18 protein-coding genes, 4 pseudogenes and 2 riboswitches are annotated in these 25,454 nt (G+C 73.6%); of the genes and pseudogenes, 12 read left to right on the forward strand and 10 right to left on the reverse strand.

Annotated features, from left to right (window positions below; translation table 11 throughout):
• Positions 1 to 92 precede the first annotated feature (92 nt).
• Positions 93 to 1,127, reverse strand: a complete 1,035-nt coding sequence (locus MCM47_RS41950; protein WP_255752900.1) for a LysM peptidoglycan-binding domain-containing M23 family metallopeptidase — start codon at positions 1,125 to 1,127, stop codon at positions 93 to 95.
• Between the two features lie 5 nt (positions 1,128 to 1,132).
• A riboswitch (cyclic di-AMP (ydaO/yuaA leader) is annotated at positions 1,133 to 1,290 on the reverse strand.
• 310 nt (positions 1,291 to 1,600) lie between these two features.
• Here MCM47_RS41950 and MCM47_RS28505 point away from each other — a divergent pair.
• Entirely contained in the window at positions 1,601 to 3,106 is a 1,506-nt protein-coding gene (locus MCM47_RS28505; RefSeq protein ID WP_238864552.1) for an MFS transporter, read from the forward strand.
• A 102-nt stretch (positions 3,107 to 3,208) separates the two neighbouring features.
• Here the strand turns inward: MCM47_RS28505 and purB are convergent.
• From purB to MCM47_RS28520, 3 genes and pseudogenes are all read right to left on the reverse strand, one after another.
• Positions 3,209 to 4,676 (reverse strand): annotated as a pseudogene (purB, locus tag MCM47_RS28510) (adenylosuccinate lyase).
• A 209-nt stretch (positions 4,677 to 4,885) separates the two neighbouring features.
• Positions 4,886 to 5,341: a MarR family winged helix-turn-helix transcriptional regulator gene (locus MCM47_RS28515; RefSeq protein WP_238864553.1), complete on the reverse strand. Its 456-nt coding sequence runs from the start codon at positions 5,339 to 5,341 to the stop codon at positions 4,886 to 4,888.
• 133 nt (positions 5,342 to 5,474) lie between these two features.
• Positions 5,475 to 5,735, reverse strand: a pseudogene (locus MCM47_RS28520) (DUF3037 domain-containing protein); the annotation flags it as partial.
• A 17-nt stretch (positions 5,736 to 5,752) separates the two neighbouring features.
• On the opposite strand from MCM47_RS28520, the pseudogene MCM47_RS28525 reads away from it, so the two are divergent.
• Positions 5,753 to 6,264, forward strand: a pseudogene (locus MCM47_RS28525) (FAD-dependent oxidoreductase); the annotation flags it as partial.
• On the opposite strand, the gene MCM47_RS28530 reads toward MCM47_RS28525, so the two are convergent.
• Positions 6,191 to 6,868 (reverse strand): hypothetical protein, encoded by a 678-nt coding sequence (locus tag MCM47_RS28530; protein WP_238864554.1) that lies wholly within the window; start codon positions 6,866 to 6,868, stop codon positions 6,191 to 6,193. The pseudogene MCM47_RS28525 and the gene MCM47_RS28530 sit on opposite strands and share 74 nt — an antisense overlap.
• Before the next feature lie 156 nt (positions 6,869 to 7,024).
• A complete protein-coding gene (locus MCM47_RS28535) occupies positions 7,025 to 8,362 on the reverse strand; it encodes an aminotransferase class I/II-fold pyridoxal phosphate-dependent enzyme (RefSeq protein ID WP_238864555.1) in 1,338 nt (445 codons plus the stop codon).
• Between the two features lie 34 nt (positions 8,363 to 8,396).
• Between MCM47_RS28535 and MCM47_RS28540 the strand changes: the two genes are divergently transcribed.
• The 6 genes from MCM47_RS28540 to MCM47_RS28565 all read left to right on the forward strand — a co-directional run bounded on the left by MCM47_RS28540 (position 8,397) and on the right by MCM47_RS28565 (position 13,793).
• Complete coding sequence (locus MCM47_RS28540; protein ID WP_238864556.1) at positions 8,397 to 9,059, forward strand: pyridoxamine 5'-phosphate oxidase family protein; 663 nt, start codon at positions 8,397 to 8,399, stop codon at positions 9,057 to 9,059.
• A 12-nt stretch (positions 9,060 to 9,071) separates the two neighbouring features.
• The gene (locus MCM47_RS28545) at positions 9,072 to 9,728 is read left to right on the forward strand and encodes an FMN-binding negative transcriptional regulator (RefSeq protein ID WP_238864557.1); all 657 of its coding nucleotides are present in this window, start codon (positions 9,072 to 9,074) and stop codon (positions 9,726 to 9,728) included.
• A 116-nt stretch (positions 9,729 to 9,844) separates the two neighbouring features.
• The gene (locus MCM47_RS28550; protein ID WP_238864558.1) at positions 9,845 to 11,257 is read left to right on the forward strand and encodes a sugar porter family MFS transporter; all 1,413 of its coding nucleotides are present in this window, start codon (positions 9,845 to 9,847) and stop codon (positions 11,255 to 11,257) included.
• Between the two features lie 253 nt (positions 11,258 to 11,510).
• Complete coding sequence (locus tag MCM47_RS28555; protein WP_238864559.1) at positions 11,511 to 12,107, forward strand: dienelactone hydrolase family protein; 597 nt, start codon at positions 11,511 to 11,513, stop codon at positions 12,105 to 12,107.
• Positions 12,108 to 12,489: 382 nt separating this feature from the next.
• Positions 12,490 to 13,590, forward strand: a complete 1,101-nt coding sequence (locus tag MCM47_RS28560) for an MFS transporter (RefSeq protein WP_238864560.1) — start codon at positions 12,490 to 12,492, stop codon at positions 13,588 to 13,590.
• Positions 13,591 to 13,631: 41 nt separating this feature from the next.
• Complete coding sequence (locus tag MCM47_RS28565) at positions 13,632 to 13,793, forward strand: hypothetical protein (protein WP_238864561.1); 162 nt, start codon at positions 13,632 to 13,634, stop codon at positions 13,791 to 13,793.
• 34 nt (positions 13,794 to 13,827) lie between these two features.
• On the opposite strand, the pseudogene MCM47_RS28570 reads toward MCM47_RS28565, so the two are convergent.
• A pseudogene (locus MCM47_RS28570) lies at positions 13,828 to 14,094 on the reverse strand (CPBP family intramembrane glutamate endopeptidase); the annotation flags it as partial.
• 137 nt (positions 14,095 to 14,231) lie between these two features.
• Positions 14,232 to 15,737, reverse strand: a complete 1,506-nt coding sequence (locus MCM47_RS28575; RefSeq protein ID WP_238864562.1) for a glutamate--cysteine ligase — start codon at positions 15,735 to 15,737, stop codon at positions 14,232 to 14,234.
• A 364-nt stretch (positions 15,738 to 16,101) separates the two neighbouring features.
• Here MCM47_RS28575 and MCM47_RS28580 point away from each other — a divergent pair, with 364 nt between their 5' ends.
• Together MCM47_RS28580 and MCM47_RS28585 are read left to right on the forward strand one after the other, a co-directional pair.
• On the forward strand, positions 16,102 to 16,674 hold the full coding sequence (locus MCM47_RS28580) for a hypothetical protein (RefSeq protein ID WP_238864563.1): 573 nt from the start codon (positions 16,102 to 16,104) through the stop codon (positions 16,672 to 16,674).
• 423 nt (positions 16,675 to 17,097) lie between these two features.
• Entirely contained in the window at positions 17,098 to 17,289 is a 192-nt protein-coding gene (locus MCM47_RS28585) for a DUF5999 family protein (protein ID WP_238864564.1), read from the forward strand.
• Positions 17,290 to 17,400: 111 nt separating this feature from the next.
• Here the strand turns inward: MCM47_RS28585 and gcvP are convergent, their stop codons facing one another.
• The gene (gcvP, locus tag MCM47_RS28590) at positions 17,401 to 20,301 is read right to left on the reverse strand and encodes an aminomethyl-transferring glycine dehydrogenase (RefSeq protein ID WP_238864565.1); all 2,901 of its coding nucleotides are present in this window, start codon (positions 20,299 to 20,301) and stop codon (positions 17,401 to 17,403) included.
• A 238-nt stretch (positions 20,302 to 20,539) separates the two neighbouring features.
• Positions 20,540 to 20,643: riboswitch (glycine riboswitch) on the reverse strand.
• Between the two features lie 226 nt (positions 20,644 to 20,869).
• On the opposite strand from gcvP, the gene MCM47_RS28595 reads away from it, so the two are divergent.
• Together MCM47_RS28595 and MCM47_RS28600 are read left to right on the forward strand one after the other, a co-directional pair.
• On the forward strand, positions 20,870 to 21,985 hold the full coding sequence (locus MCM47_RS28595; protein WP_238864566.1) for a PRC and DUF2382 domain-containing protein: 1,116 nt from the start codon (positions 20,870 to 20,872) through the stop codon (positions 21,983 to 21,985).
• A 151-nt stretch (positions 21,986 to 22,136) separates the two neighbouring features.
• On the forward strand, positions 22,137 to 23,627 hold the full coding sequence (locus MCM47_RS28600; RefSeq protein WP_238864567.1) for an MFS transporter: 1,491 nt from the start codon (positions 22,137 to 22,139) through the stop codon (positions 23,625 to 23,627).
• Between the two features lie 234 nt (positions 23,628 to 23,861).
• Here the strand turns inward: MCM47_RS28600 and MCM47_RS28605 are convergent, their stop codons facing one another.
• Positions 23,862 to 25,379: a DNA polymerase IV gene (locus MCM47_RS28605; protein WP_238864568.1), complete on the reverse strand. Its 1,518-nt coding sequence runs from the start codon at positions 25,377 to 25,379 to the stop codon at positions 23,862 to 23,864.
• Positions 25,380 to 25,454 lie beyond the last annotated feature (75 nt).

Here is a 25,454-nt window from a genome sequence, read left to right on the forward strand (position 1 = left end):
GATCACCCGGTCGAGCGGTCACCCGACATGACCATCCCGGGAGTTCGTTCGCCCCGCACCTGGCGGTGGTCTCAACTCGGTCGTGGACCGGGTCAGATGGCGACGCCGTGCGCCCGCAGGTAGGCGATCGGGTCGATGTCCGAGCCGTACTCCGAGCCGGTGCGGATCTCGAAGTGCAGGTGCGGGCCGGTCACGTTGCCGGTCGCACCGGAGAGGCCGATCTGCTGGCCGACGGTGACGGCCTGGCCGACCTTCACGCCGATCGAGGACAGGTGCGCGTACTGGGCGTACTTGCCGTCGGCGAGCTTGATCTCGACCTCGTTGCCGTAGGCGCCGCCGTTGCCGGCCTTGACCACGGTGCCGGCCGCGACGGCGCGCAGCGGGGTGCCGGTGGCCGCGACGAAGTCGGCGCCGGTGTGGTGGCCGGAGGCCCACATCGAGCCGGCGACGCCGTAGGCGGTGCCGAGCTTCGGGTTGGCCAGCGGGGCGACGTAACCGGAGGTGGAGGCCACGGCGGCCGGGGCCGGGGTGGCGGCCGGGGCCTGCGCCGGCTTGGCGGCGGGGGCGGCCGGCTTCGCGGCGGGGGCGGCCGGCTTCGCGGCCTGGACCGGCTTCGGCGCCTGCGCCGGGGCGGCCGGCTTGGCGGAGTCGTGCGAGACCTGCGGCTTGGCGGCAGGGGCGGCCGGCTTGGCGGCCTCGGCCGGAGCGGCGGCCTTGGTGCCCAGGGCCAGCTTCTGGCCCGGGAAGATCAGGTTCGGGTTGGAGCCGACGACCGAGCGGTTGTGCTCGTACAGCGCCTTCCAACCACCCTGGACGTCCTTGGCGTCGGCGATCTTCGACAGGGTGTCACCGCTGACGACCTTGTAGCTCTCCTCGACCGGGGCGGCGGCCGGGGCGGCCGGGGCGGCGGCCTCGGCGGCCGGCTGCGCGGCAGCGGCCGGGGCGGCGTCGACGCTGGTGGCGCCGGTCCAGGTGGCGGTCTGCTGCGGCTTCGCGGCCGGGGCGGTGTGGGCCTGGGCGCTGATGGTGGTCACCAGCGGGAGGGCGAACGCGGCGCCGGTGACGGCGGTGGCGATACCGATGCGGGCGGCGCGGGGCAGGGCGATACGACGGGCCTGTGCGGGCATGGGGGAGTTCCTCTCCGACGCCTGCGAGGTGAGCTGTCGGGTTCGGGCTGGAGTTGCCCGGCCGCATAGGCGGCTTCACCCCAAGCCGGACCGCGAATTCCGGTCCGGCGACTTACCTGTGGGTCCCCCGCTCCTGCCGTACAGAGTTCAGTTCGAACCACCGGGCAGCGGCAGGACTAGGCGTTCCACCCGGTGGCCACCCGGGCTGACGCCGGGCGGTCGCTGAACTAAAACCCATCCGTTCGAGCGAAGCAATGTCGATCTCCCGAATCGGGGAATTCCGCCGACAGCACCGTGACGCTCCGGATGATCCGCTGCACAGTACGTGCACAATCCATTAACGGCGCGCCACTGATCCGCAACACTCCGCCCATTTCGCTGGCCGTCCGCACACGATCACTCACGGAAAGCCAGCCGCCGACACACCCCCGGTGACCCTTGTCACTAGGGCCCCGGGGGCGGACCATCGGGCCGTGGCCACTTCCGAGGCCGGCACCCTGCGCCTGAGCACCGCGCAGGGGCGCTGGGTACTACTGGCGACGGTGCTCGGCTCCAGCATGGCGATGCTCGACGGCACCGTGGTGAACGTCGCCCTGCCCCGGATCGGCGAGGACCTCGGCGCGCCGCTCGCCGCCCTGCAGTGGACGCTGAACGCCTATCTGCTCACCCTGGCCGGCCTGATCCTGCTCGGCGGCGCACTCGGCGACCGCTACGGCCGGCGCCGGATCTTCCTGCTCGGCGTGGTCTGGTTCGCCGCCGCCTCGGCGGCCTGCGCCGCCGCACCCACCATCGAAGTGCTGATCGCCGCCCGCGCGGTGCAGGGCGTCGGCGGAGCACTGCTCACGCCCGGGTCGCTGGCGATGCTCCAGGCCGTCTTCCACCCGGACGACCGCTCGGCGGCGGTCGGCCTCTGGTCCGGCCTCGGCGGGGTGGCGGCCGCCGTCGGCCCCTTCGTCGGCGGCTGGCTGGTGGACGGCCCGGGGTGGCGGTGGATCTTCCTGCTGAACGTCCCGCTGGCCGTCCTGGTGGTCGCGGTGGCCACCCGTCACGTGCCGGAGAGCCGGGACGAGAGCGCGACCGGGCGGTTCGACGTGCTCGGTGCGGTGCTGGCCGCCCTGGCCCTCGGCTCGCTCACCTACGCGCTGACCGCGGCCGGTGAGGGGCTGTCCGCCGGCGTCTGGATCACCGCCGTGGCCGGCCTGCTGCTCGGCACGGCCTTCGTCCTGGTCGAGCGCCGCACCCCGGAGCCGATGCTGCCGCTCGACCTCTTCTCCTCCCGGCTGTTCACCTCGGTGAACCTCGTCACCCTCTGCGTCTACGCCGCCTTCAGCGGGGTGTTCTTCCTGCTGGTCGTGCAGTTGCAGATCGTCGCCGGCTTCTCGCCGCTGGTCTCCGGGCTGGCGCTGGTCCCGATCACCGTCCTGATGCTCACGCTCTCCGCCCGGGCCGGCCGGCTCGGCAAGCGGATCGGCCCCCACCTGCCGCTGACCGTCGGCCCGCTGCTCTGTGCGGCCGGGGTCCTGCTGATGCTTCGGATCGGGCCCGGAGCCTCGTACTGGACGGACGTGCTGCCCGCCGTCACCGTGATGGGCTGCGGCATGGTGCTGCTGGTCGCACCGCTCACCGCGACGGTGCTGGCCGCGGTGGACGTCCGGCACGCGGGCATCGCCAGCGGGGTCAACAACGCCGCCGCCCGCGCCGCCGGCCTGCTCGCGGTCGCCGCGCTGCCCGCACTGGCCGGCCTCAGCGGCGACGCGTACCGGGTGCCCTCGTCGGTGGACGCCGCCTTCCACACCGCGATGCTGATCTGCGCGGGGCTGCTGGTCACGGGCGCCCTGATCGCGTTCACCACCGTCCGGGGCAACGTGCTCGCGCTCGCGCCCCAGGACCACCCGGTGGCCGAGCCGGACTGCCGCTACAACTGCGGCACCAACGCCCCACCGCTCGATCCCGGCCACCCGGCCGCCGGCGCCTCCTAGGAGGCACACCCAGGGCCCGCCCGGGGACAGCGAGAACGGCGAGGGCCCGGCCACCCGAACGGTGACGGAGCCCTCGCCGAGACTGCCGTGAGTGACCAGCCGTCAGAGGATGTCGCCCGGAGCGTACTTGGCGGCCTCCGGGTGGGCGGCTGCGACGGCCTCGACCCGGCGGACCACCTCGGCGACCTGGGCGCCGGCCGCGCCGGTGAAGGCAAGCCGGTCGGCGAGCAGCGCGTCCAGCGCGCCGCGGTCCAGCGGGATCCGCTCGTCGGCGGCCAGCCGGTCCAGCAGCTCGTTCTCCCGCGCGCCGGCCCGCATCGCGAGCGCCGAGGCGACGGCGTGCTCCTTGATGACCTCGTGCCCGGTCTCCCGGCCCACGCCCGCGCGCACCGCGCCCATCAGCACCTTGGTGGTGGCGAGGAACGGCAGGTAGCGGTCCAGCTCGGCCTCGATCACGGCGGGGAAGGCGCCGAACTCGTCGAGGACGGTCAGGAAGGTCTCCAGCAGGCCGTCGAAGGCGAAGAACGCGTCCGGCAGCGCGACCCGGCGCACCACCGAGCAGGAGACGTCGCCCTCGTTCCACTGGTCGCCGCCGAGCTCGGCGGTCATCGAGGCGTAGCCGCGCAGGATGACGGCGAGGCCGTTGACGCGCTCGCAGGAGCGGGTGTTCATCTTGTGCGGCATCGCGGAGGAGCCGACCTGGCCCTCCTTGAAGCCCTCGGTGACCAGCTCGTGGCCGGCCATCAGGCGGATGGTCTTGGCCAGGCTGGACGGCGCGGCGGCCAGCTGGACGAGCGCGGTGAGCACCTCGAAGTCCAGCGAGCGCGGGTAGACCTGGCCGCACCTCGAAGTCCAGCGAGCGCGGGTAGACCTGGCCGACGCTGGTGAGCACGTTCTCGAAGCCGAGGTGGCCGGCGACCCGGCGCTCCAGCTCGGCGAGCTTCTCGGTGTCGCCGCCGAGCAGGTCCAGCATGTCCTGGGCGGTGCCGACCGGGCCCTTGATCCCGCGCAGCGGGTAGCGGGCGATCAGCTCCTCCAGGCGGTTGAAGGCGACCAGCAGCTCGTCGGCGACGGTCGCGAACCGCTTGCCCAGGGTTGTGGCCTGCGCGGCGACGTTGTGCGAGCGGCCGGCCATGACCAGCTCGGAGTGCTGGGCGGCGAGGCGGGCCAGGCGGACGAGCACGGCGACCGTGCGGTCGCGCACGTGCTCCAGCGACTGGCGGATCTGCAGCTGCTCGACGTTCTCGGTGAGGTCCCGAGAGGTCATGCCCTTGTGGATCTGCTCGTGGCCGGCGAGCTCGCTGAACTCCTCGATCCGGGCCTTCACGTCGTGGCGGGTGATCCGCTCACGCGCGGCGATCGAGCCGAGGTCGACCTGGTCGATCACCCGCTCGTAGTCGGCGACGGCGCCCTCGGGCACCTCCACGCCGAGGTCCTGCTGGGCCTTCAGGACGGCGAGCCACAGGTGGCGCTCGAGGACCACCTTGTGCTCGGGGGACCAGAGCTGGGCCAGGGTCGCCGAGGCGTACCGGGAGGCCAGGACATTGGGGATCTGGGGCTTCGCGCTCACGCTTCGCAAGCCTAACAGCCGAGGTCAGCCGGACCGGCGCCGGACCGGCCGCTACCACCGGTGCCGCCGCGGGCGCAGCCCGCAACGCGCGGCGCTCCCCTCGTTTCGTTGCAGCGCCACCTCGTTGCAGCGGCACCTCGTTGCAGCGCCACCTCGCCGGGGCGCTCCGTCGTGGCGACGCTCCCGCGTCAGGCCGCTCCGCCGCCCCGCTACTGCGCGCCGGCGGAGCGGCCGGCGAGCACCGGGAGCACCTGGGCACAGATGGAGTGCAGCGCCACCCGCTGCTCGTCGCTCATCTCCGCGAAGGCCTGGTGGGTGCGGGCCATCTCGCCGCGGATCAGGTTGAGGATCTCCCGGCCCTGCTCGGTGATCACGACGATCTTCACCCGCCGGTCGCCCGCCGCCGCCTCGCGGTTGGCCAGGCCCAGCGACTCCAGCCGGTCGACGATGCCGGTCACGTTCGAGGCGTCGCAGCCCAGCCGGCCGGCCAGCGCCCGCATCGGCACCGGCTCCCGTACCGCACCGAGCGCCTTCGCCTGCGAGGAGGAGAGCCCGTGGCGGGCCGCCGCCGCGGCGAAGTCATGGAAGTAGGCGGCGCCCACGGCGGCCAGCGCCTCCATCAACTCGGCGTTGGTCGGTACGGTCGTCGTCGCTGTCGAACCCATGGGGCAAGGGTACGGCGGAGTGCTTCAGCAACTCAAGCTTTGACCACGGCAACGGTCCGCCCCCGGCCCGGCCCGTCCCACCCCGGCCGCCCGTCCCACCCCGGCGAGGACCGCGGGACGACCAGCCGCCGGCTCAGAGCACCAGTTGGTCGAAGAGCCGGCGCAACTCCGTCTCCGGGTCTGCGGTCAGCCCGGTGTGCACCGGCCCCGGCTGGACCACCGCGCTGCGCGGCGCCGTCAGCCAGCGGAAGCGCTGCCCGGGACTGTCCCCCGCCGCCGGACCGGCCGCCGCACCACCCGCACAGACCGCCTCGATCCCCTGCAGGGCCCGCCGCACCCCGGCGACGTCCGCCACCGGATCCAGCGCCAGCAGCCGGGCCTGGTCGAGGTGGGTGTGGCGGACAGTAGCGCAAGGTCTGCGTGGTCCGCAAGATCACCGACGAGGTGGTCGCGCAGCGCTACGACTACCTGGTGCTCGCGCCCGGCAGCGTCACCCGCACCTTCGACATCCCCGGCCTGACGCGCGCGGCATGAAGACGCTGGCCGAGGCGACGTACGTCCGTGACCACGTGATCGCCCAACTCGACCTCGCCTCGGCCACCTTGGACCAGCGGGAGCGCGAGTCCCGGCTGCAGTTCGTGGTGGTCGGCGGCGGCTACGCGGGCACCGAGACGGCGGCCTGCCTGCAGCGGCTGACCTCGGCGGCCGCCCTGCGCTACCCCCGCCTGGACGCCCGGCAGATCAAGTGGCACCTGATCGACATCGCCCCCAAGCTCATGCCCGAGCTGGGCGACGCGCTCGGCACCGCCGCGCTGGAGGTGCTGCGCGGGCGCGGCATCGAGGGCAAGTTCACCGACGGCCGGGTCCTCCCCTGCCGCACCCTGATCTGGACCGCCTCCGCCCGCCAGGGCAGGGTGGTGGCGAACAACGTGATCGCCGCTCTCCGCAGGTCTCGATGACGTCGGAGAATCCGAGGTCGTTGCCGCCGATCGAGAGCGTGATCGCCTTGACGTCGTACTGGGCCGCCACGGCGGCGAGCTGGTCGGCCTGCGGGGCCTCGCCCTTGAACGACTGGCCGCCGTTGGCGGCGCGGTAGACGTTGGCGGCGACGGCGCCGGAGCAGGCCAGGTTGATCCGGGTCTGCGCGACGGTCGGGGCGCTGCGCACCTCGGCGACGTCCGAGCGGTCGCACCCGCTCGCGTAGGTGCTGCCGTAGATCCGCGCCGGGTCGTATCCGCTGCCCGTCCAGGACCGGTCGGTACCGGCCCGGCTTCCGCCGGTGGCAAGGGAGTTGCCCTTCCAGCGCCCGGCCTCGCCGGAGATGTAGCTGTCGCCCAGGGTGACGCTGGCGGTCGTTCCCGTCCCGGCGGTGGCGCGGGCCGGGGCGGCGGCACCGATGGCGCGGGCCGGGGCGGCGGCACCGACCACCAGGCCGAGGGCGCTCAGCGGGAGGGCGAGGGCGGCGGCGAGCAGTCGCCGGGTGAAGCGGGTGGTTCTGCGGGTGATGCTCGAACTTCTTTCGGGCACGGCGGAACTCCTGCTGTCGGTCCCACCCGTGTGTGGGGACGGGGGAGACGCGTAGGTGAGGGTGGGCCGCCGGCCGGTGGCGCGATGAAGATGACATGCCCGCGGTTGTTACCGCTAGGTATCTGCAGCAGGTTTCTCGATGTGTTACCGGGCGGTTCAGATCAGTCGCGAGACGGCACCGTCCGTTCCCAGGACGGCCGCCAGGTCGCCGGCCAGCCGCCGCGCATCGGCGGGGTCGAGCTCGGAGACGGTGATCCGCATCCCGGGCGGCGACTGCAGCCGGTAGCGCGCCCCGGGCGCCGCCACCCAACCGCGCTGCACCAGCGCGGAGAGCGCCGTGGTCTCGTCCGGCACCGGCACCCACACGTTCAGCCCGCTCGCGCCGTGCGCCTCGATCCCGCGCGCGCCCAGCTCGCCCAGCAGGGCGTCCCGCCGCTCCCGGTAGGCGGCCGCCACCTGCGCGGCCGGCGCCGCGTCGGTGCGCCACAGCTCCGCGACGGTGCGCTGGAGCAGGTGGCTGACCCAGCCCGCGCCGAGCCGCTGCCGCCCGAGCACCCGGCCCACCGTGTCCGGGTCGCCGACCGCCACCGACAGCCGCAGGTCCGGCCCGTACGCCTTGGCCGCCGAGCGCACCACCGCCCAGCGCGCCGGCCCGGCGCCGACCAGCGGGTGGTACGGCTGGTCGACGATGCCGTGGCCGTGGTCGTCCTCGATCAGCAGCACGTCGGGGTGGCCGGCCAGTACGGCGCGCAGCTCCTGCGCGCGCTCGGCGCTGAGCGCGGCGCCGGTCGGGTTCTGCGCCCGGCTGGTGACCACGACCGCGCGGGCGCCGCGGGCCAGCGCCTCGTCGAGCGACTCGGGAAGCGGCCCGGCGTCGTCCAGGCGCACCGGCGCCGCGCGCAGGCCGAGGGCCGGCAGCAGGTCCAGCAGGCTCCCCCAGCCCGGGTCCTCCACCGCGACGGCGTCGCCGGGGCGCAGCCAGGCGAGCAGGATCCGTTCGATGGTGTCGAGCGAGCCGGAGGCGACGGCGATCGGGGCGTCCGGCAGGCCGTCGGACCGGAAGCCCTCCGCGGCCAGGGCGAGCAGCCCGGGGTCGGCGGACGGATGCCCGTAGCGCACCGGGTCGCGGCGGGCGGCCTCGGCGGCGACCGCGAGGGCCGGGGTGAGGTCGGGCAGCAGGCCCGGGTCGGGGTTGCCGTGGGAGAGGTCGCGGGCGTTCGGCGGGACGGGCAGCCGGATCTGGTCGCGCGGGGTGTGGGCGGGCCGGGAGCGGATCCGGCTGCCCTTGCGACCGGCGGTCTCGATCACGCCGCGGTCGCGGAGCAGCCGGTAGGCGGCGGCGACCGTGTTGGGGTTGACCCCGAGCTCGGCGGCGAGTTCGCGCAGCGGGGGCAGTGCGGTGCCCGGCGCGAGCCGGCCGCTGCTGACACCCTGCTCGACGTCGGCCGCGATATCGCTGGCGCGCCGCCCCTTGATCGGATAGTCTCCTAGCACAAACGAGATTATGCACTAGTACATAGAGGTTGTCATGTCAGACGGCGCCGCGTCCTACGCCCGCACCCCGCGGACCACCCCCACCCGGTACAAGGAGCGTGCGACCTGGGAGCAGGAGGCGATCCACGCCGTCCTGGACAGCACCTGGCTCTGCCACCTCGGTTTCATAGCCGACGGCGCTCCGGTCGTGCTGCCGACCATCTACGCACGCGTCGGCGACCGCCTCTACATCCACGGCTCCACGGGCAGCCGCCCCATGCGCGGCGCCAAGGGCGAGCAGGGCCTGCCGGTCTGCGTCACCGTCACGCTCGTCGACGGGCTGGTGCTCACCAAGTCGGCGTTCAACCACTCGGTCAACTTCCGCTCGGTGGTCGCCCACGGCACGGCCCACCAGGTCACCGACCCCGCGGAGCTGTCGGTCGCGCTGGACGCGCTGGTGGACCAGGCCGTCCCCGGCCGCTCCGCGGAGGTCCGTCCGGCCAACGCCAAGGAGCTCGCCGCCACCGCCGTCATCCGCCTGGTCCTGGACGAGGTGTCCGCCAAGACCCGTGACGACGACGCCGACGACGACGAGGCGGACCTCGACCTCCCGTTCTGGGCCGGTGTGGTGCCGGTGTCCACCGTGCTGGGCACGCCCACACCGCACGCCTCGACCACCGTCCCGCTCCCGGCGCACCTGCGCGACCTCGTCGGCTGACCGGCGCACGCGATGCTGATCCGATCCTGGGACCGCGGTGACGAGGACGAGTGGCGGGCATGGCTCGCCGAGGGCCGCGACTTCGGCCTGCTCGCCGCCAACGGCCCGCCCGGCGAGGGCCCGGTGCTGGTCCCGACGCACTTCCTGCTGGACGCCGGGCGCGGCGAGATCCTGCTCCACCTCGCCGCACCCAACCCGCTGCTCGCCGCGGTCCGCGCCGACCCGGCGGTCACCCTCGCGGTCACCGACGACTACGCGTTCGCCCCCGGCCACTGGCGCGGGGAGCCCGGCACCCCGACCAGCTTCTACGCCTCGGTGCACTTCCACTGCACGGCCGAGCCGGTCGAGGACGCGGCAGGCAAGGCGGAGATCCTCAACCGGCAACTCGCGCACTTCCAGCCGGAGACCCCGGACGTCCGCGTCGTCCCCGGCGAGGGCCCGCTCGGCCGGCAGCTGCCGGGCCTGTGCGGACTGCGGCTGACGGTCCGCGAGGTGCGCGCCAAGTTCAAGTACGACGACAAGAAGCCCGCCGACGAGCAGCACGCCCTCGCCCAGCGGCTGGCCGACCGCGGCCAGGGCCTCGACGCCGCCGTCCGCGGCCAGGTGCTCCGCCGCAACGCCCGGCGCGCGGGGCGCACTTCCGGGCGTGCGGGCGCGCCGCGCCCCTGACACGCGGTCACCCGAACAGCCGGAAATCGGGCGGATCCGGGCCGACACTGATCGAATGTGAGACGAATCCTGCCCACTCGGCCGCGCCGACGGGCCCGTCCACCCGGGGAGCGTCCGTGTCGACAACCCGCAGTCATCCGGTCTCCGGCGAGGCGCACCTCGGGCACGTCGTGTTCATCTCGGCGGCCGCCGCGATGGGCGGCTTCCTGTTCGGCTACGACAGCGCGGTGATCAACGGTGCGGTGACGGGCATCCAGAAGCACTTCGGCGTCGGCAACGGCGAGACGGCCTTCGTGGTGGCGATCGCGCTGCTCGGCTCGGCGGCCGGCGCGGTGGCCGCCGGCCGGCTCGCCGACCACCTCGGCCGGGTCCGGACGATGCTGCTGGCCGCCACCCTCTTCGCGATCAGCGGCATCGGCTCGATGTTCCCGCCCACCGTCCAAGTGCTGGCGCTGTGGCGGGTGATGGGCGGTGTCGCGATCGGCATCGCCTCCGTCATCGCCCCGACCTACATCGCCGAGGTGGCGCCCACCGCCTACCGGGGGCGGCTCGCCTCGTTCCAGCAGATGGCGATCGTGCTCGGCATCACCGTCTCCCAGCTCGCCAACTGGGCGCTCAACCAGGCCGCCGGCGGCGAGTCCACCGGCCACCTCGGCGGCATCCAGGCCTGGCAGTGGATGCTCGGCGTCGAAACCGTGCCCGCCCTCGTCTACGGGTTGATGGCGCTGGCGATCCCGGAGTCCCCGCGCTTCCTGATCGCCGACCACCGCGAGGCCCAGGCCCGCAAGGTGCTGGTGGAGGTGGAGGGCGAGGGGGTCGACCTCGACACCCGGGTGGCCGAGATCCGCGCGGTGCTGGAGTCCACCCACAAGCCCCGCGCCCGGGACCTCACGGGCGGGCGCTTCGGCCTGCTGCCGATCGTCTGGATCGGCATCGGCGCCTCGGTGTTCCAGCAGTTCGTCGGCATCAACGTGATCTTCTACTACTCGTCCTTCCTCTGGCAGTCCGTCGGCATCAACGAGTCCAACTCGCTGCTGATCAGCCTCTCCACCTCGATCGTCAACGTGATCGGCACGGTGGTCGCGATGGTGCTGGTCGACCGGATCGGCCGCAAGCCGCTGGCGCTGGCCGGCTCGGCCGGCATGGCGGCGTCCCTCGCCACCGCGGCCTGGGCCTTCTCCTTCCGGGTGGGCACCGGCGACACCGCCACCCTGGACGACACGTACGCCACCGTCGCGCTGGTCGCGGCGCACGTCTTCGTGTTCTGCTTCGCGTTCTCCTGGGGCGTGGTGGTCTGGGTGCTGCTCGGCGAGATGTTCCCCAACCGGATCCGGGCACTCGCGCTGTCCGTCGCCGCCTCGGCCCAGTGGATCGCCAACTGGGCGATCACCGTCAGCTTCCCCGACCTCGCCGACTGGAACCTGTCGGCGACGTACGTCATCTACACGGTCTTCGCACTGCTCTCCATCCCCTTCGTGGCCTTCTGCATCAAGGAGACCAAGGGCCGGGCCCTGGAGGAGATGGGCTGATCCACCCGCCGGCCGACGGGCCCTCGGCCGTACCGACGGCCGGACCGCCGGCCCACCCGCTGCACCACCGCCGACCCCGCCGCCGCGCGCGGCCCGTCCCACCGAGAGGAAGCCATGCCTGACCAGGGCGGCTCCCGAGAGGAAGCCATGCCTGACCAGGGCGGCTCCCGGCAGAACGTCACCTTCCCGAGCAAACGGCCGCGAGGCCCACGGCTACCTGGCCCGCCCGCCGCAGGGCGTCGGGCCCGGTCTGGTGGTCGTGCAGGAGTGGTGGGGGCTCACCTCGCACGTCGCCTCGATGGCCGACCGCTTCGCCGCCGAGGGCTTCACCGTCCTCGCACCCGACCTCTTCGGCGGCGCCACCACCCACGACAGCGCCGAGGCCGCCCGGCTCAAGCGCGAGCTGCCGGTCGAGCGGGCCGTGGCGGACCTGCGTGGCGCGGTGGACTTCCTGCTCGGCCTGGACGGCGTGGTGGGCGACGCGGTCGGGGTGGTCGGCTTCTGCATGGGCGGCGGCTTCGCCCTGCTGCTGGCCGCCGCCGAGGGCGACCGGGTGGCCGCGGTGGTCCCGTTCTACGGGCTGCCGCCCGACCCGGACTTCGACTACCGGGGCCTCACCGCCCACGTCCTCGGCCACTTCGGCGAGCACGACCGCTCGATCCGGATGGCCGACGTGGACGAGGCCGCGATCCGGATCGGTGAGGCCACCGACGTCCGGCCCGAGGTCCACTTCTACCCGGCCGGGCACGCCTTCATGAACGACGAGAACCTGCTCGGCACCTATGACGCGCTGCAGGCCGGGATCGCCTGGCAGCGCACCCTCAGCTTCCTCCGGGGCCACCTCGGCTGACCCCGCCGCACCGGCACGACCGGGCTCCCCGACTCCCGCCCGAGCGCTGCCACACCACAACACCGCCACGCCGCACCGGGGCCACACTGCACCGGGACCCACCGGCTCACCAGCCCACCACCAGATCGTCCGGTTATCGGATGGACACGGTGCATCCGCCCCGGCATAGTCACGGGGTGCAGAGCCCACCCCCACCCCCGCACGCCCCCCGGTTCGCCTGGGCCGGCCGCAACTTCCGCATCCAGACCGCCGCCACCGTGATCAGCGGGCTCGGCAACGCGGGCGCCCCCATCGCCACCGCGTTCGCCGTCCTGGAGGGTGGCGGTTCCACCGCGGACGTCGGCTACGTCACGGCCGCACGGCCGCCCGGCTGCTGCCCACGGTGCTGCTGCTGGTGCTCGGCGGCGCCCTCGCCGACCGGATGCCGCGCCACCACATCATGGTCGCCGCCAACCTGTTCAGCGCCGTCGCCCAGGCGGCCCTCGCCGCCCTCGTCCTCACCGGTGGGGCCGAACTCTGGCAGCTGTTGCTGCTCTCCGCCGCCGGCGGCGCCGGCTACGCCTTCTACTCCCCCGCCGCCGGCGGCATGATCATGGAGAGCGTCGCCCCCGAACACGCCGCACGCGCCTTCTCGGTGTTCCGGATGGGCCTCAACGGCGCCCAGATCGGCGGCGCCGCGCTCGGCGGCGCACTGACCGCCGCGATCGGCCCCGGCTGGGTGCTCGCCGTGGACGCCGGCTGCTTCCTGGTCGCCGCCGTCCTGCGGTTCTTCCTGGAGACCCAGCCGCTCACCACCGCCCGGGGCGGCGGCATGCTGCGCGACCTGCGCGAGGGCTGGCAGGAGTTCGCCTCCCGCCGCTGGCTCTGGGTGATCGTGCTCCAGTTCTCCGTGCTGGTGGCCTGCGTCAGCGCCGTCGAGGCGGTCTACGGGCCGATCGTCGCCAGGCAGCACCTCGGCGGGGCGCGGGCGTGGGGGCTGGCGATGGCGGCCTACGGGACCGGTCTGGTCTCCACCGGTCTGCTGATGGTCCGCTGGCATCCGCGCCGGATCCTGCTGGTCGGCAACTGGGGCGTCTTCCTGTTCGGCGTACCGGCGCTCGCCCTCGCGGTGGCTGCCCCGCTGCCGGTCCTGGCGGCGGCGATGTTCCTCTCCGGCGTCGGGGTCACCGTCTTCGGCGTCAACTGGATGATCGCGCTCCAGCAGGAGATCCCGGCCGAGGCGTTCTCCCGGGTCGCCGCCTACGACGAGCTCGGCTCGCTCTCCCTGGCACCGCTCGGCACCGCGCTGGCAGGGCCGGCCGCCGACGCCCTCGGCCTCTCCGGCGCGCTCTGGGCGTGTGCGGCGATCTCCCTGGTGCTCAGCGCCGCCGTGCTGCTGGAGCCGCAGGTCCGCCGGCTCGCCCGGCGCACCCCCGCCGCCCCCGCCGCCCGGTCCGGCGAGGCGGCCGAACCGGTCGTGCCCGCCGCCGGCGCGCACCCCTGACCCGGCGGCCGAAGCCACTGCTGTTCCTGGACGTCGACGGCGTGCTCAACCCGGTCTGCCCCGGCCCGGAGGGCGACTTCGACACCCACACCCTGCTCGGCTACACCGTCCTGCTCTCCGCGCGGCACGGCCGGTGGCTGCGCGAGCTCACCGGGAGCTACGAGCTGGTCTGGGCGACCACCTGGGAGGAGGGGAGCAGGTAGCCGAGGACGACGACCTCCTCCAGGATGGCGTTCTGACCAGGACGACCGGCATCAGCCCGCGGGCGACGTAGTAGAGCTGCCAGGCGAGGTCCAGCCAGGGGCGGCCGGGGGCGCGCGAGGCGTTCAGGGTCGCGACCTGCTGGCCGAGTTTCAGCGTCTCGGTGAGCGAGCCGGTGAAGCTGATCAGCGCACCGATGCCGCTGGCCCCGAGCGAGAGGCCGAGAACGGTCAGCAGCTCCACACCGAGCAGCCGGCGCGTCGGCTTCGCGGTCTCCGGTTGTTCGGTCGAGGCGGTGGTCACGGCGTGCTCCAGCGGTCCGGCATCGCTCCGGCCGTCGGCCGACCGCCGGAGCGGTCATCCTTCCACAGGAGGGCGTCGGGGCCGGGTCAGGAACCCACCGGCCGGGGCGGACCCACGGGCTCGCGATACCGGAGAACCTAGCCGACCGGCCAGGTGTGGACGGGCTCCCCGGCCCGCATGTACTCGACGTACCGGCGGGTCATCGCCGCCAGCGCGGCCGGCCGGTCCATCCCGAACTGCTCGCGTAGCCGGTGGAAGGTGGCGCTCTGCCAGGAGGCGCCGTTGACCCGGCGCAGGCAGCGCTGCTCGATGATGCCAAGGTAGCGGTCCCGGTCCGCCGGCTCGACGCCCCACTCGTCCAGCCCCTGGTGGGCCAGCGGGAGCAGCTCGTTGAGCACCAGGTCGACGGCGGGGACGGTGGCCAGTCCTCCGCCGCGACCGGCCCGGCCGTGCCGCGGCCACTGCAGGACGGCGTCGATGCCGTAGCGCGCGGCCTGCCGGAAGTTCTCGTCGGCCCGCTCGAACGGCATCCTGGTCCAGATCGGGCGGGACTGCTCGGCCAGCACCCGGACCAGCCCGTAGTAGAAGGCCGCGTTGGCCAGCGTGTCGGCGACGGTCGGCCCGGCCGGCAGCGCCCGGTTCTCCACCCGCAGGTGCGGCACCCCGCCGCTGACGTCGTACACCGGCCGGTTCCACCGGTAGATCGTGCCGTTGTGCAGCCGCATCTCGGCGAGCCGCGGCACGCCGCCGGAGGCCAGCACCTTGAGCGGGTCCTCGTCGTCGCAGATCGGCAGCAGCGCCGGGAAGTACTTCAGGTTCTCCTCGAACAGGTCGTACGCCGAGTCGACCCAGCGCTCGCCGAACCAGGTGATCGGGCGCACGCCCTGCGCCTTGAGCTCCGCCGAACGGGTGTCACAGGCCTGCTGGAACAGCACCGGCCTGGTCTCCCGCCACAGCTCGCGCCCGAACAGGAAGGGCGAGTTGGCGCCCAGCGCCAGCTGCGCGCCGCAGATCGCCTGGGCGGCGTTCCAGACCGAGGAGAACCGCTCGGGGGTGACCTGCAGGTGCAGTTGCAGCGAGGTCGCGGCGGCCTCGGCGACCATGGTGATCGACTCCAGCTGGAGGTGCTCGACACCCTCGATGTCCAGCGTGATGTCCTCGCCGCGGGCGGCCAGGATCTGGTCGCTGAGCAGGCTGTAGCGCTGGTTTTGGGACATCGCGTCCAGCCCGGTGTGGTCGTGCTCCAGGGTCGGCAGGATGCCCACCATCACGATCCGCGCCCCGGCCTCGGCGGCCCTGCGGTCGGCGTAGCGCAGACCGGTGTCGATCTCCTCGCGCAGTTCCTCGAAGACGTGGCCGCAGAGCCGGTGCGGCGCGATGTTGACCTCGATGTTGAACTGGCCCAGCTCGGTCTGGAAGTCGCTCGAGCCGATCGCACTGAGCACCTGGGCGTTGTTCATCACCGGCAGGCCCTGCTCGTCGGCCAGGTTGAGCTCGATCTCCAGACCCATCACCGCCCTGGGGCGGTCGAAGCGCTCCTCCCGGAGCATCCGTCCGAGTGCGTCGAGACAGGACTGGAGCTTGCGGCGGTAGAGCTGCCGGTCCGACAGGTCCGCCCGCGTCGCCACGACCTTCTCGCCCATGATCCCCTCCTCTGAGCCGCCCGGCCGAGCGACCGTGCAAGCATCATGCCCACCCCGAAGATCGATACCCGATTGCTTCGAACGGCTTGCAAAGCAAGGAAACTGACGGTCTTTCAGCACATCTGCCGACTTGCTCGGCGCCACGGCCTGTGATAAACAGGTCACCCTGTGCACCTGTTCGATTGAATTCGCACTGCCCCAGGCCGGCCCGCTCCCGCTCCGAGGCCCTCGTCGACGGAAGCGGCCGCACCCGCACCGCGATCATGCACAACCGGACACGGCCAGGTCCCGTCACCGACGCACACCGCGCCCCGCCGGTATGCCGCACTCGCACGCCGATCTCGCACGGAGAGGCGACCCCGCCATGACTCTGCAGACCCCCCAGCCCCCGCCCAGCGCCCTGCGCGCGGTCCTCGCCGCGCTCGACTCGGAGACCGCGCTGCGCCAGCCCGCCGCCGCCGCGCTGCGCCATCCGGCCGGCCCGCTGCTGCCCGCGCATCCGCTCGCGGTCCACGTCCTGGACGGGCCGCGCCCCGAGCTCGCCGCCGCACGGCGCACGGGCTGGCGTTTCCTGATCAAGGACGGGGCGGAGGTGGCCGCCGCGGCCGAGGTGGTGCAGGGCGTCGAGGGCCACACCTTCTCCCACTTCACCGCCGGCCCGTACCTGGACTCCACGGTGCGGGCGCTGCGCCAGGCCTGGCAGCTCGCCCAGACCTCCCGGGCCCGCCGGCAGCCCCGGCTGCTGACCTTCCCGGGGCAGTACGCGACGGCACTGTGGCTGCACGCCCCTGACGGCGGGCCGGAGGGGGACCTGCTGATCCCGCTCGCACCGGCCCCGCTCGGGGTCACCGCACACCGCGCCTACCCGGCCGGCGACCTGCTCCCGGTGCTGGCCCGGGCGCCGCTCGGCCGGCCGCTGCTGCTCGGCTCCCCCTGAGCCGGCACCCCGCCACCGCCGGGCCCACCCGGGCGTCCCCCCCCCCCCGGCGCCCCCCACCCCCCCCCCCCTCCCCGCCACCCCCGCCACCCACATCGCCCGCCTCACCCGGACGGGCCATCGGGCATGGCCCTCCCGGGCCAGCCGCCGGATGGCCCGTCCAGGCGCGATTTCCGCCTGAAGCCACCTGAACGGGTGATCTCTGCCTGCCGGTTGTGGCCCATGTCACCGAATTGCTGCGCGAGCGTCCCGGGATGCCGACACTGGGAACCAGCGTGGAAGGACCACCTGTCCTACCCACTTGAGCGCCGGTCCACACCTGCTCCGGCGCCGGACAGGATCCGACTACCGCGGCGGCTCCCGACGGCCACCCGAGGGCGCCGCATCACGGGGAGGATCGCAGAGCGAAGCGAGGGTACGCGTATGTGCCAGCACCGTCCTGAGTGCCCGACGGCCGAGTCCGAGGACCGCGAGGCGGCCGTGCCGGTGGCCTGCCACCCGGAGCAGGGCTGGAGCCTGCTCTGCAACGGCGTCCTGATGTTCGAGGACACGGGAGAACTGCTGCCCGACGGCCGGGTGATCGCCCCGCGCCGCCCCGTCGCCCACGCGGTCTGACCGCCGTCGGCGGGGGCAGCCGCCACACGAACGGAGCAACGGGCTGGGCCCCGGCGGATGGTTCCGCCGGGGCCCTGCCGTCTTCCGTCCGGGACCGGACGCCGTCCTGCGTCAGACGCCGTACTCGTCCAGCGGCGGGCAGGAGCAGACCAGGTTGCGGTCGCCGTACGCGCCGTCGATCCGGCTGACCGGCGGCCAGTACTTGTCCGCCGGGTTCACCCCCGCCGGGAAGACGGCCTCCTGGCGGCCGTAGCCGTGCGCCCAGTCGCCGGCCAGCGCGGCGGCGGTGTGCGGGGCGTTGCGCAGCGGGTTGTCGTCCGCCGCCCACTCGCCCGAGCCGACCTTGTCGATCTCGGCGCGGATCTCGATCATCGCGTCGCAGAACCGGTCGATCTCGTGCAGGTCCTCGGACTCGGTCGGCTCGATCATCAGGGTGCCGGCCACCGGGAACGACATCGTCGGCGCGTGGAAGCCGTAGTCGATCAGGCGCTTGGCGATGTCGTCCACCGTCACGCCGGTCTCCTTGGTGAGCGGGCGCAGGTCGATGATGCACTCGTGCGCGACCAGGCCGCCGGGGCCGGTGTAGAGCACCGGGAAGTGCGGGGCCAGGCGCTTGGCGATGTAGTTGGCGTTCAGCACCGCCACCTGGGTGGCGCGCTTGAGGCCCTCGCCGCCCATCAGCCGGACGTACGCCCAGGAGATCGGCAGGATCGCCGCCGAGCCCCACGGCGCGGCCGAGATCGGGCCGACGCCGGTGGCCGGGCCGGCCTCCTCCTGCAGCGGGTGGTTGGGCAGGTACGGCGCGAGGTGCGCGCGCACCGCGACGGGGCCGACGCCCGGGCCGCCGCCGCCGTGCGGGATGCAGAAGGTCTTGTGCAGGTTCAGGTGCGAGACGTCCGCGCCGAACTTGCCCGGCTTGGCCAGGCCGACCAGGGCGTTGAGGTTGGCGCCGTCGACGTACACCTGGCCGCCGGCCTCGTGCACCAGGCCGCAGATCTCGGTGATCTGGGTCTCGTACACGCCATGGGTGGACGGGTAGGTGACCATCAGGACCGAGAGGCTGTCCCGGTGCTGCTCGATCTTGGCCTTGAGGTCCTCGACGTCGACGTCGCCGTCGACCAGGGTCTTGACCACGACCACGCGCATGCCCGCCATCACCGCGGAGGCGGCGTTGGTGCCGTGCGCGGAGGACGGGATCAGGCAGACGTCGCGCTGGGTGTCCCCGTTGGCGTGGTGGTAGGCGCGGACGGCCAGCAGGCCGGCCAGCTCGCCCTGGGAGCCGGCGTTCGGCTGGATCGAGACGGCGTCGTAGCCGGTCACCTCGACCAGCTGCTGCTCCAGCTGGCGGATCAGGGTCAGGAAGCCCTGCGCCTGGTCGATCGGCGCGAACGGGTGCAGCTGGCCGAACTCCGGCCAGGTCACCGGCTCCATCTCGGTGGTCGCGTTGAGCTTCATGGTGCAGGAGCCCAGCGGGATCATGCCGCGGTCCAGCGCGTAGTCGCGGTCCGACAGGCGGCGCAGGTAGCGCAGCATGGCGGTCTCGGAGCGGTGGCTGTGGAAGACCGGGTGCGTCAGGTACTCGTCCTCGCGCAGCAGCGCGGTCGGCAGCGCGTCGGCGCCCTCCGCGACCTCCACGCCCTCGACGCCGAACGCGGCCCAGACGCCCGCCAGGTGCTCGCGGGTGGTGGTCTCGTCGGTGGAGACCGAGATCCGGTCCTCGCCGTCCTGGTACACGTTGATGCCGTTGGCGCGCGCGGCGGCGGCGATCTCGGCGGCGCGGCCGGGGACGACCGCGGTCACGGTGTCGAAGAACTCGCCGTGCAGCAGCTCGACGCCGCCGGCCCGCAGGCCCTCGGCGAGGGCGGCGGCGTAGCGGTGGGTGCGGCGGGCGATGTCGGCGAGGCCGTCCGGGCCGTGGTAGACCGCGTACATCGAGGCCATCACGGCCAGCAGCACCTGGGCGGTGCAGATGTTGCTGGTGGCCTTCTCCCGACGGATGTGCTGCTCACGGGTCTGCAGCGCCAGGCGGTAGGCGCGGTTGCCGTCGGCGTCGACCGACACGCCGACCAGGCGGCCCGGCAGCGAGCGGGCGTACTCGGCGCGCACCGAGAGGTAGCCGGCGTGCGGGCCGCCGAAGCCCATCGGCACACCGAAGCGCTGCGAGGTGCCGCAGGCGATGTCGGCACCCAGGGCGCCCGGGGACTTCAGCAGCGTCAGCGCGAGCAGGTCGGCGGCGACGGCGACGATCGCGCCGAGGCCGTGCGCCTGCTCGATGACGGCGGTGAGGTCGCGGACCACACCGGTGGCGCCCGGGTACTGCAGCAGCACGCCGAAGACGCCGCGCTCGGCGACCTCGGCCGGGATGCCCTCGGAGAGGTCGGCGACGACGACCTCGACACCGGTCGGCACGGCGCGGGTGTTTATCACCGCGATGGTCTGCGGCAGGGTCTCGGCGTCGACCAGGAAGACGCCGCCCTTGACCTTGGTGACGCGGCGGGCCAGGGCCATCGCCTCGGCGGCCGCGGTGCCCTCGTCCAGCAGCGAGGAGCCGGAGGTGGGCAGGCCGGTCAGGTCGGAGACCAGGGTCTGGAAGTTGAGGAGCGCCTCCAGGCGGCCCTGCGAGATCTCCGGCTGGTACGGCGTGTACGCGGTGTACCAGGCCGGGTTCTCGAGGACGTTGCGCAGGATCACCGGCGGGGTGAAGGTGCCGTAGTACCCCAGACCGATCATCGGCTGGAGCACCCGGTTGCGGCCGGCCAGCTGGCGCAGCTCGGCCAGGACCTGGGCCTCGCTGCGGCCGGCGGGCAGGTCCAGCCCGGTGATGGAGCGGATCGCCTCGGGCACGGCGGCGGTGGCGAGCTCGTCCAGCGAGCCGTAGCCGACCTGCGCCAGCATCTTCTCCTGCGCGGCGGCGTCGGGGCCGATGTGGCGGTTCTCGAAGGGGCTGGCCAGCTCAAGTTCGGTGAGGGTCGAGGCGCCGGTGGGGCGTCCCGCGTTCGGCTGGGCGTTCATGTGGTCGAGGCCTCCTGGTCACGGACCGGCGGGGGTACGCAACGCCGGGCGGCTTCGCCGCTGCGGACAACAGCGGTTCGGCCCGACGGGCGAACCCGACAGGCCTCCCCCTCTGTCATCGGGACCTGAGAGCTTCGCCCGCACGGGGCGCGGGGGCGACCCGTCGGCTTGCACCGTCGGTGAGGGTGGTCGCCGTCGGCTCCCTCGCCGGCGGTCCTGCCCTGCTTTCCAGAGTGACCTATCCCACACGGTACGGATGCCTGAGAGATTCCGGGGAGGAGTTGCTCCTTCGGCGCCCCGACCAGCGTTTTCCGACGTCGGGGACTCTCCCGAGCGGGCTCGGCGGTCGCGCCCAGGGTACCAGCGGGAGGCGGCTCGATCACGGGTGCGTCAGGTCACTCGGCCCCGCCGCACGGATGGCCCGTACGGAGCAGTGCGGGGCCCGTCCGGCGGCTTCCCGCTCGCGGGCGTCCGGTTCATGGCTTTTGGTGTGAAGTGGCGGTGTCGGACGGGCGGGCCGGCCGCCGGCCTGCGGGGGTTCCGCAGGCGCAGCGCACTGGAGGAAAGAGTGCAGACCGATATCGACCCCCGGGACCTCATCGGCCACAAGGCGGTCGACCGCAACGGAGACAAGATCGGCACGGTCGACGAGGTGTACCTGGACGACGCCACCGGACAGCCCGAGTGGGCCGCCGTCCGGACCGGCATCTTCGGCCGGGACGCCTTCGTCCCCCTGACCACGAGCGAGTTCTCCGGCGACGAACTGAGGGTGCCGTACGACAAGTCGCTGGTGAAGGAGTCACCGGACTTCGGCGTGGGCCAGCACCTGTCCCCCGCCCAGGAGCTCCAGCTCTACCGCTACTACGGGCTGGACACCGCGGTTGACGGCGGCGCCCCGAACGGGACGGGCTCCGGCTCGCAGCCCGCCGACCTGGACTTCGGCACCGTGCCCGCCGGCCCGGCCGCGGCCGCCGGCACCGCCGCGGCCGCCGCCAAGCCGGCCGCCTTCCACCCCGACGACACGGCCGCCCCCGCCCACCACACCACCCCGGCGGCCGACCTCGGCAAGCCGTCCCAACCCGTCACGGAGGCCCACGTGCGCACCCTCGACAGCACCGCACCGGCCTCCTCCACGGCGGCACCGACGACACCGGCGGCACCCGAGCCGCGTCCGCAGGTCTCGGTCCCGACCGCCCCGGCGGTGCCCGCCGCGGCGACGACGACCCCGGACACGACGGCCCCCGCCGCCCCGTTGGAGATCACCTGCCGCGAGGAGCGGCTGGACATCACCACCGAGTGGCACGTGCTCGGCACCGCGAAGCTGCGCAAGTACGTCACCAGCGAACCGGTGGAGCGCCGGGTCCCGGTGGTGCGCGAGCGGGTCCGGGTCGAGCGGATGCCGGTCGGCGACGCGGAGCGGGCCGCGCTCAGCGACAAGGAGCTCGCCGAGGCGGTGGAGGAGGTGACCCTCCGCGAGGAGCGGCCGGTGGTCCGCAAGTACCTGGCCCCGGTCGAGCGGGTGCGCCTGGTGGTCGAGCGGTACACCGCCGAGGAGGTGGTCCGGGACGAGCTGCGCCGCGAGCAGGTCGAGGTGCACGACGACACCGTCCCCGCCGCCGACCGCTCGGGCCCCTCGTCTGCCGACGCACCCTCCCACCCGGCCCCCCTCAGGCCGCTCGCCTGACCTCTCTCCTCCCCTCCCCGCCCGAAGGACCCCGGGCCCGCCCCGGGGTCCTTCGGCTTTGCCAAAGCTTCACCGATCGATATTTGACACAATGAAGTATCTCGCGGCATGGTTGCTTCAGTTCATTCACTATGTACGGGAGGAAGCAACCGTGAGTGAGGCACCCCAGCCCACCACCGCGGCCGAGAAGCAGAGCAGCGCCCGGGTCCTGCCGGCCCTGATTCTGGCGATGCTGTCGTTCAGCGTGGTGCAGACCGCGGTCGTCCCGATCCTGCCCTCGCTGGCCAAGGAGCTCAGCGTCTCCGGCTCCAGCATCACCTGGCTGATGACGGCCAACCTGCTCTCCGCCGCCGTGCTCACCCCCCTGCTGGGCCGGTTCGGCGATCTGCGCGGCCGCAAGCCGATGCTGCTGATCTCGCTGACCGGCCTCGTGGCCGGCTCCGCGCTGGCCGTCAGCACCCACTCCTTCACCTGGCTGGTCGTCGCCCGCGTCCTCCAGGGCGCCGGCGGTGGCGTGCTCCCGCTGGCCATCAGCATCGTCCGCGACGAGCTGCCGAAGCAGAAGGTCACCGGCGGCGTCGCCGCCATCAGCGCCTCGATGGGCGTCGGCAGCGGCCTCGGCCTGGTCGCCACCGGTCTCCTGCTGGAGCACTGGAGCTACAAGTCCATCTTCTGGATGGGCCTGGTCTTCGGCCTGATCGCGGTCGCCCTGGTCGCCCTGCGGGTGCCCACCGACCCGGTCACCGACAAGGACGGCGGCGCCGACCCGCTCGGCGCGATCACCCTGGCCGGCTGGCTCTCCGCCCTGCTGGTCGCGGTCAGCCAGGGCAACAACTGGGGCTGGACCTCCACCCGCACGCTCGGCCTGTTCGCCGTCGCCGCCGTGGTGGCCCTCGTCTGGGGCGTCATCGAGGTCAAGGTGAAGCACCCCCTGGTGGACATGAAGATGATGTCCCGCCCGGCCGTCGCCTTCACCAACCTCGCCGGCCTGCTGATCGGCTTCGGCATGTACGGCTCGTTCATGGTGATCAGCAACTTCGCCCAGACCCCGGAGAAGCTCACCCACTACGGCTTCACCGCCACCGTGCTGCACGCCGGTGTGATGCTGCTGCCGTCCGCGATCGGCTCGATGGTCGCCGCCCCGCTGGGCGCCCTGCTGATCGCCCGTCGCGGCCCGCGCCTTCCGCTGGTCCTCGGTGGCGTGCTCGGCGCCGTCGCCATGGCCTACCTGGCCCTGCGGCACAGTCACGAGGGCGACATCTACACCGCGTCGGCGATCTTCGGCCTGGGTATCGGCCTCGCCTTCTCCGCCATGCCGGCCTACATCAACGGCGCGGTGCCCGTCGAGCAGAGCGGCATCGCCAACGGCATGAACGCCGTGCTCCGCACGGTCGGCGGCGCGATCGGCACCGCGGTCATGGCCGCCATCCTGACCGGTGACACCCTGAAGCTCCCGATCCCCGTCACGCTGCCCACCCTGGACGCCTACAAGCACGCGTTCTGGGTCGCCGCCGCGGTCTGCGTGGTCGCCGGCGCCGTGCCGTTCATGATCCGCACGATCAAGCCCGGCGCCACCGTCACCGCCGCCCACAAGACGGCGGACCTCGGTTCCAGCCCCGCGCTGGCCAAGACCGACGCCTGACGAGGCGTCCACCCCCGCGCTCAGGGACAGGGCGCGGGGGAACCGGTCCCCGAGCGGTCGACGAGGGCATCACGACCGCCGAGGCCGGCACTGCAAACGGCCCCACCCGGCCCCCCTGCCGGGTGGGGCCGCTTCGTGTCCTCAGCCCTCCCCTGCCGGATCCTGCCCGGCGGGGTCCTGTCCGGCCGGGTCCTGCCCGGCCGGATCCGCACCGGCGGATCCCGCTCGCCCGGACTACTCCCCGGGCTCGGCGGCCCCACCGTCCTCGGGCCCACCGTCACCGGCCCGGGCGTCACCCGCCCCACCGTCACCGGCCCGGGCGTCACCGGCCGGGGCGTCACCCGCGCCGCCGTCACCCGCCCAGGCGTCCCCGTGCTCGCCCCGGCCCGCGTCCCGGCGCAGGGGCAGCGGCCGGGCCGGCTCCAGCGCCGGATCGTCCACCGCGAAGGTCCGCACCCGCCCGGGCCCGCTCCACGGCGTCTCGAACCGCACCGTCACCCGCCCGACGCCGCTGCCCTGCACCCAGCCGGGGCCGAACTCGTCGTGGTGCACGTCCTGCCCGGGCAACCAGTGCCGCACCACGGCCTCCTCCTCCACCGGCCCGTGGTCCTCCCCGGTCGGCGCCGGGTGCTGCTCGGCCGCCGCTTCCTCCCGCTCCGCCTGGGCGAAGAGGTCCTCCTGGGTGTAGTCGGCCAGCTGGGAGACCCCGACGCCGAGCAGCCGCACCCCGCCCGTGATGTCCACCTGGGAGGCCAGCCGGCGCGCGGTCTCCGTGATCACCGCCTCGTCGTCCGTCGGACCGCGCAGCGTCTCCGAACGGGTCAGCGTGGAGAAGTCGAAGCGCCGGACCTTCAGCACCACCGTCCGCCCCGACCGGCCGGCCGCCCGCAGCCGCCGCACGCACCGCGCGGCCAGCACGTCCACCTCGCGCAGCACCCGCTCACGGTCGGCGAGGTCCACCTCGAAGGTGTCCTCCACCGAGACCGACTTCGCGTCCTGGTCGGCCACCACGGGCCGGTCGTCCAGCCCTATCGACATCTGGTGGACGCCGACGCCGTGCGACCGCCCGAGCAGCTGCACCAGCTCGGCCTCCCCCGCCTCCGCGAGGTCGGCCACCGTGTTCAGCCCCGCACGGCGCAGCACCTGCTCGGTGGCCGGGCCGATGCCCGGCAGGGCCCGCACCGGCATCGGCCCGAGGACCGCCCGCTCCTCACCCGGCTCGATCAGCACCAGCCCGTCCGGCTTGGCCTGCTCGGAGGCGATCTTGGCCATCAGCTTGGACCCGGCGGCCCCGACCGAGGCGGTCAGCCCGGTGCGCCGCTCGATGTCGGCCCGCAGGTCCTCCGCGAGGGCCACCACCAGCCGCTCCGCCGTCGCGAGGTCCGCCTCCGCCAGCACCGGCCCGTACGGGCCCGCCTCGAGGTCGACGAAGGCCTCGTCCAGGCTGAGCGGCTGGACCAGCGGTGACAGCTCCCGCAGCAGGCCCATCACGATCTCGCTGACCTGCCGGTAGGCCTCGAACCGCCCGGCCAGGAAGGCCGCGTTCGGGCAGAGCCGGCGCGCCTGCGCCATCGGCATCGCCGAGTGCACCCCGAACCGCCGCGCCTCGTACGAGGCCGTCGAGACGACCCCGCGCCCGCCCAGACCGCCGACGATCACCGGCTTCCCGCGCAGGCTCGGCTTGGCCGCCTGCTCCACCGCCGCGAAGAAGGCGTCCATGTCGAGGTGGATGATGCTCGGCAGCGACCGCACCTGCCGATCATGCCGCACGGGTCCGACAGTCCGTGCGAACCGCGGCCCGCGGTCGCTGCGCCGCGCCCACCGCCG

It is taken from the genome of Kitasatospora sp. A2-31, assembly GCF_022288725.1.
Taxonomy (GTDB): Bacteria; Actinomycetota; Actinomycetes; order Streptomycetales; family Streptomycetaceae; genus Kitasatospora.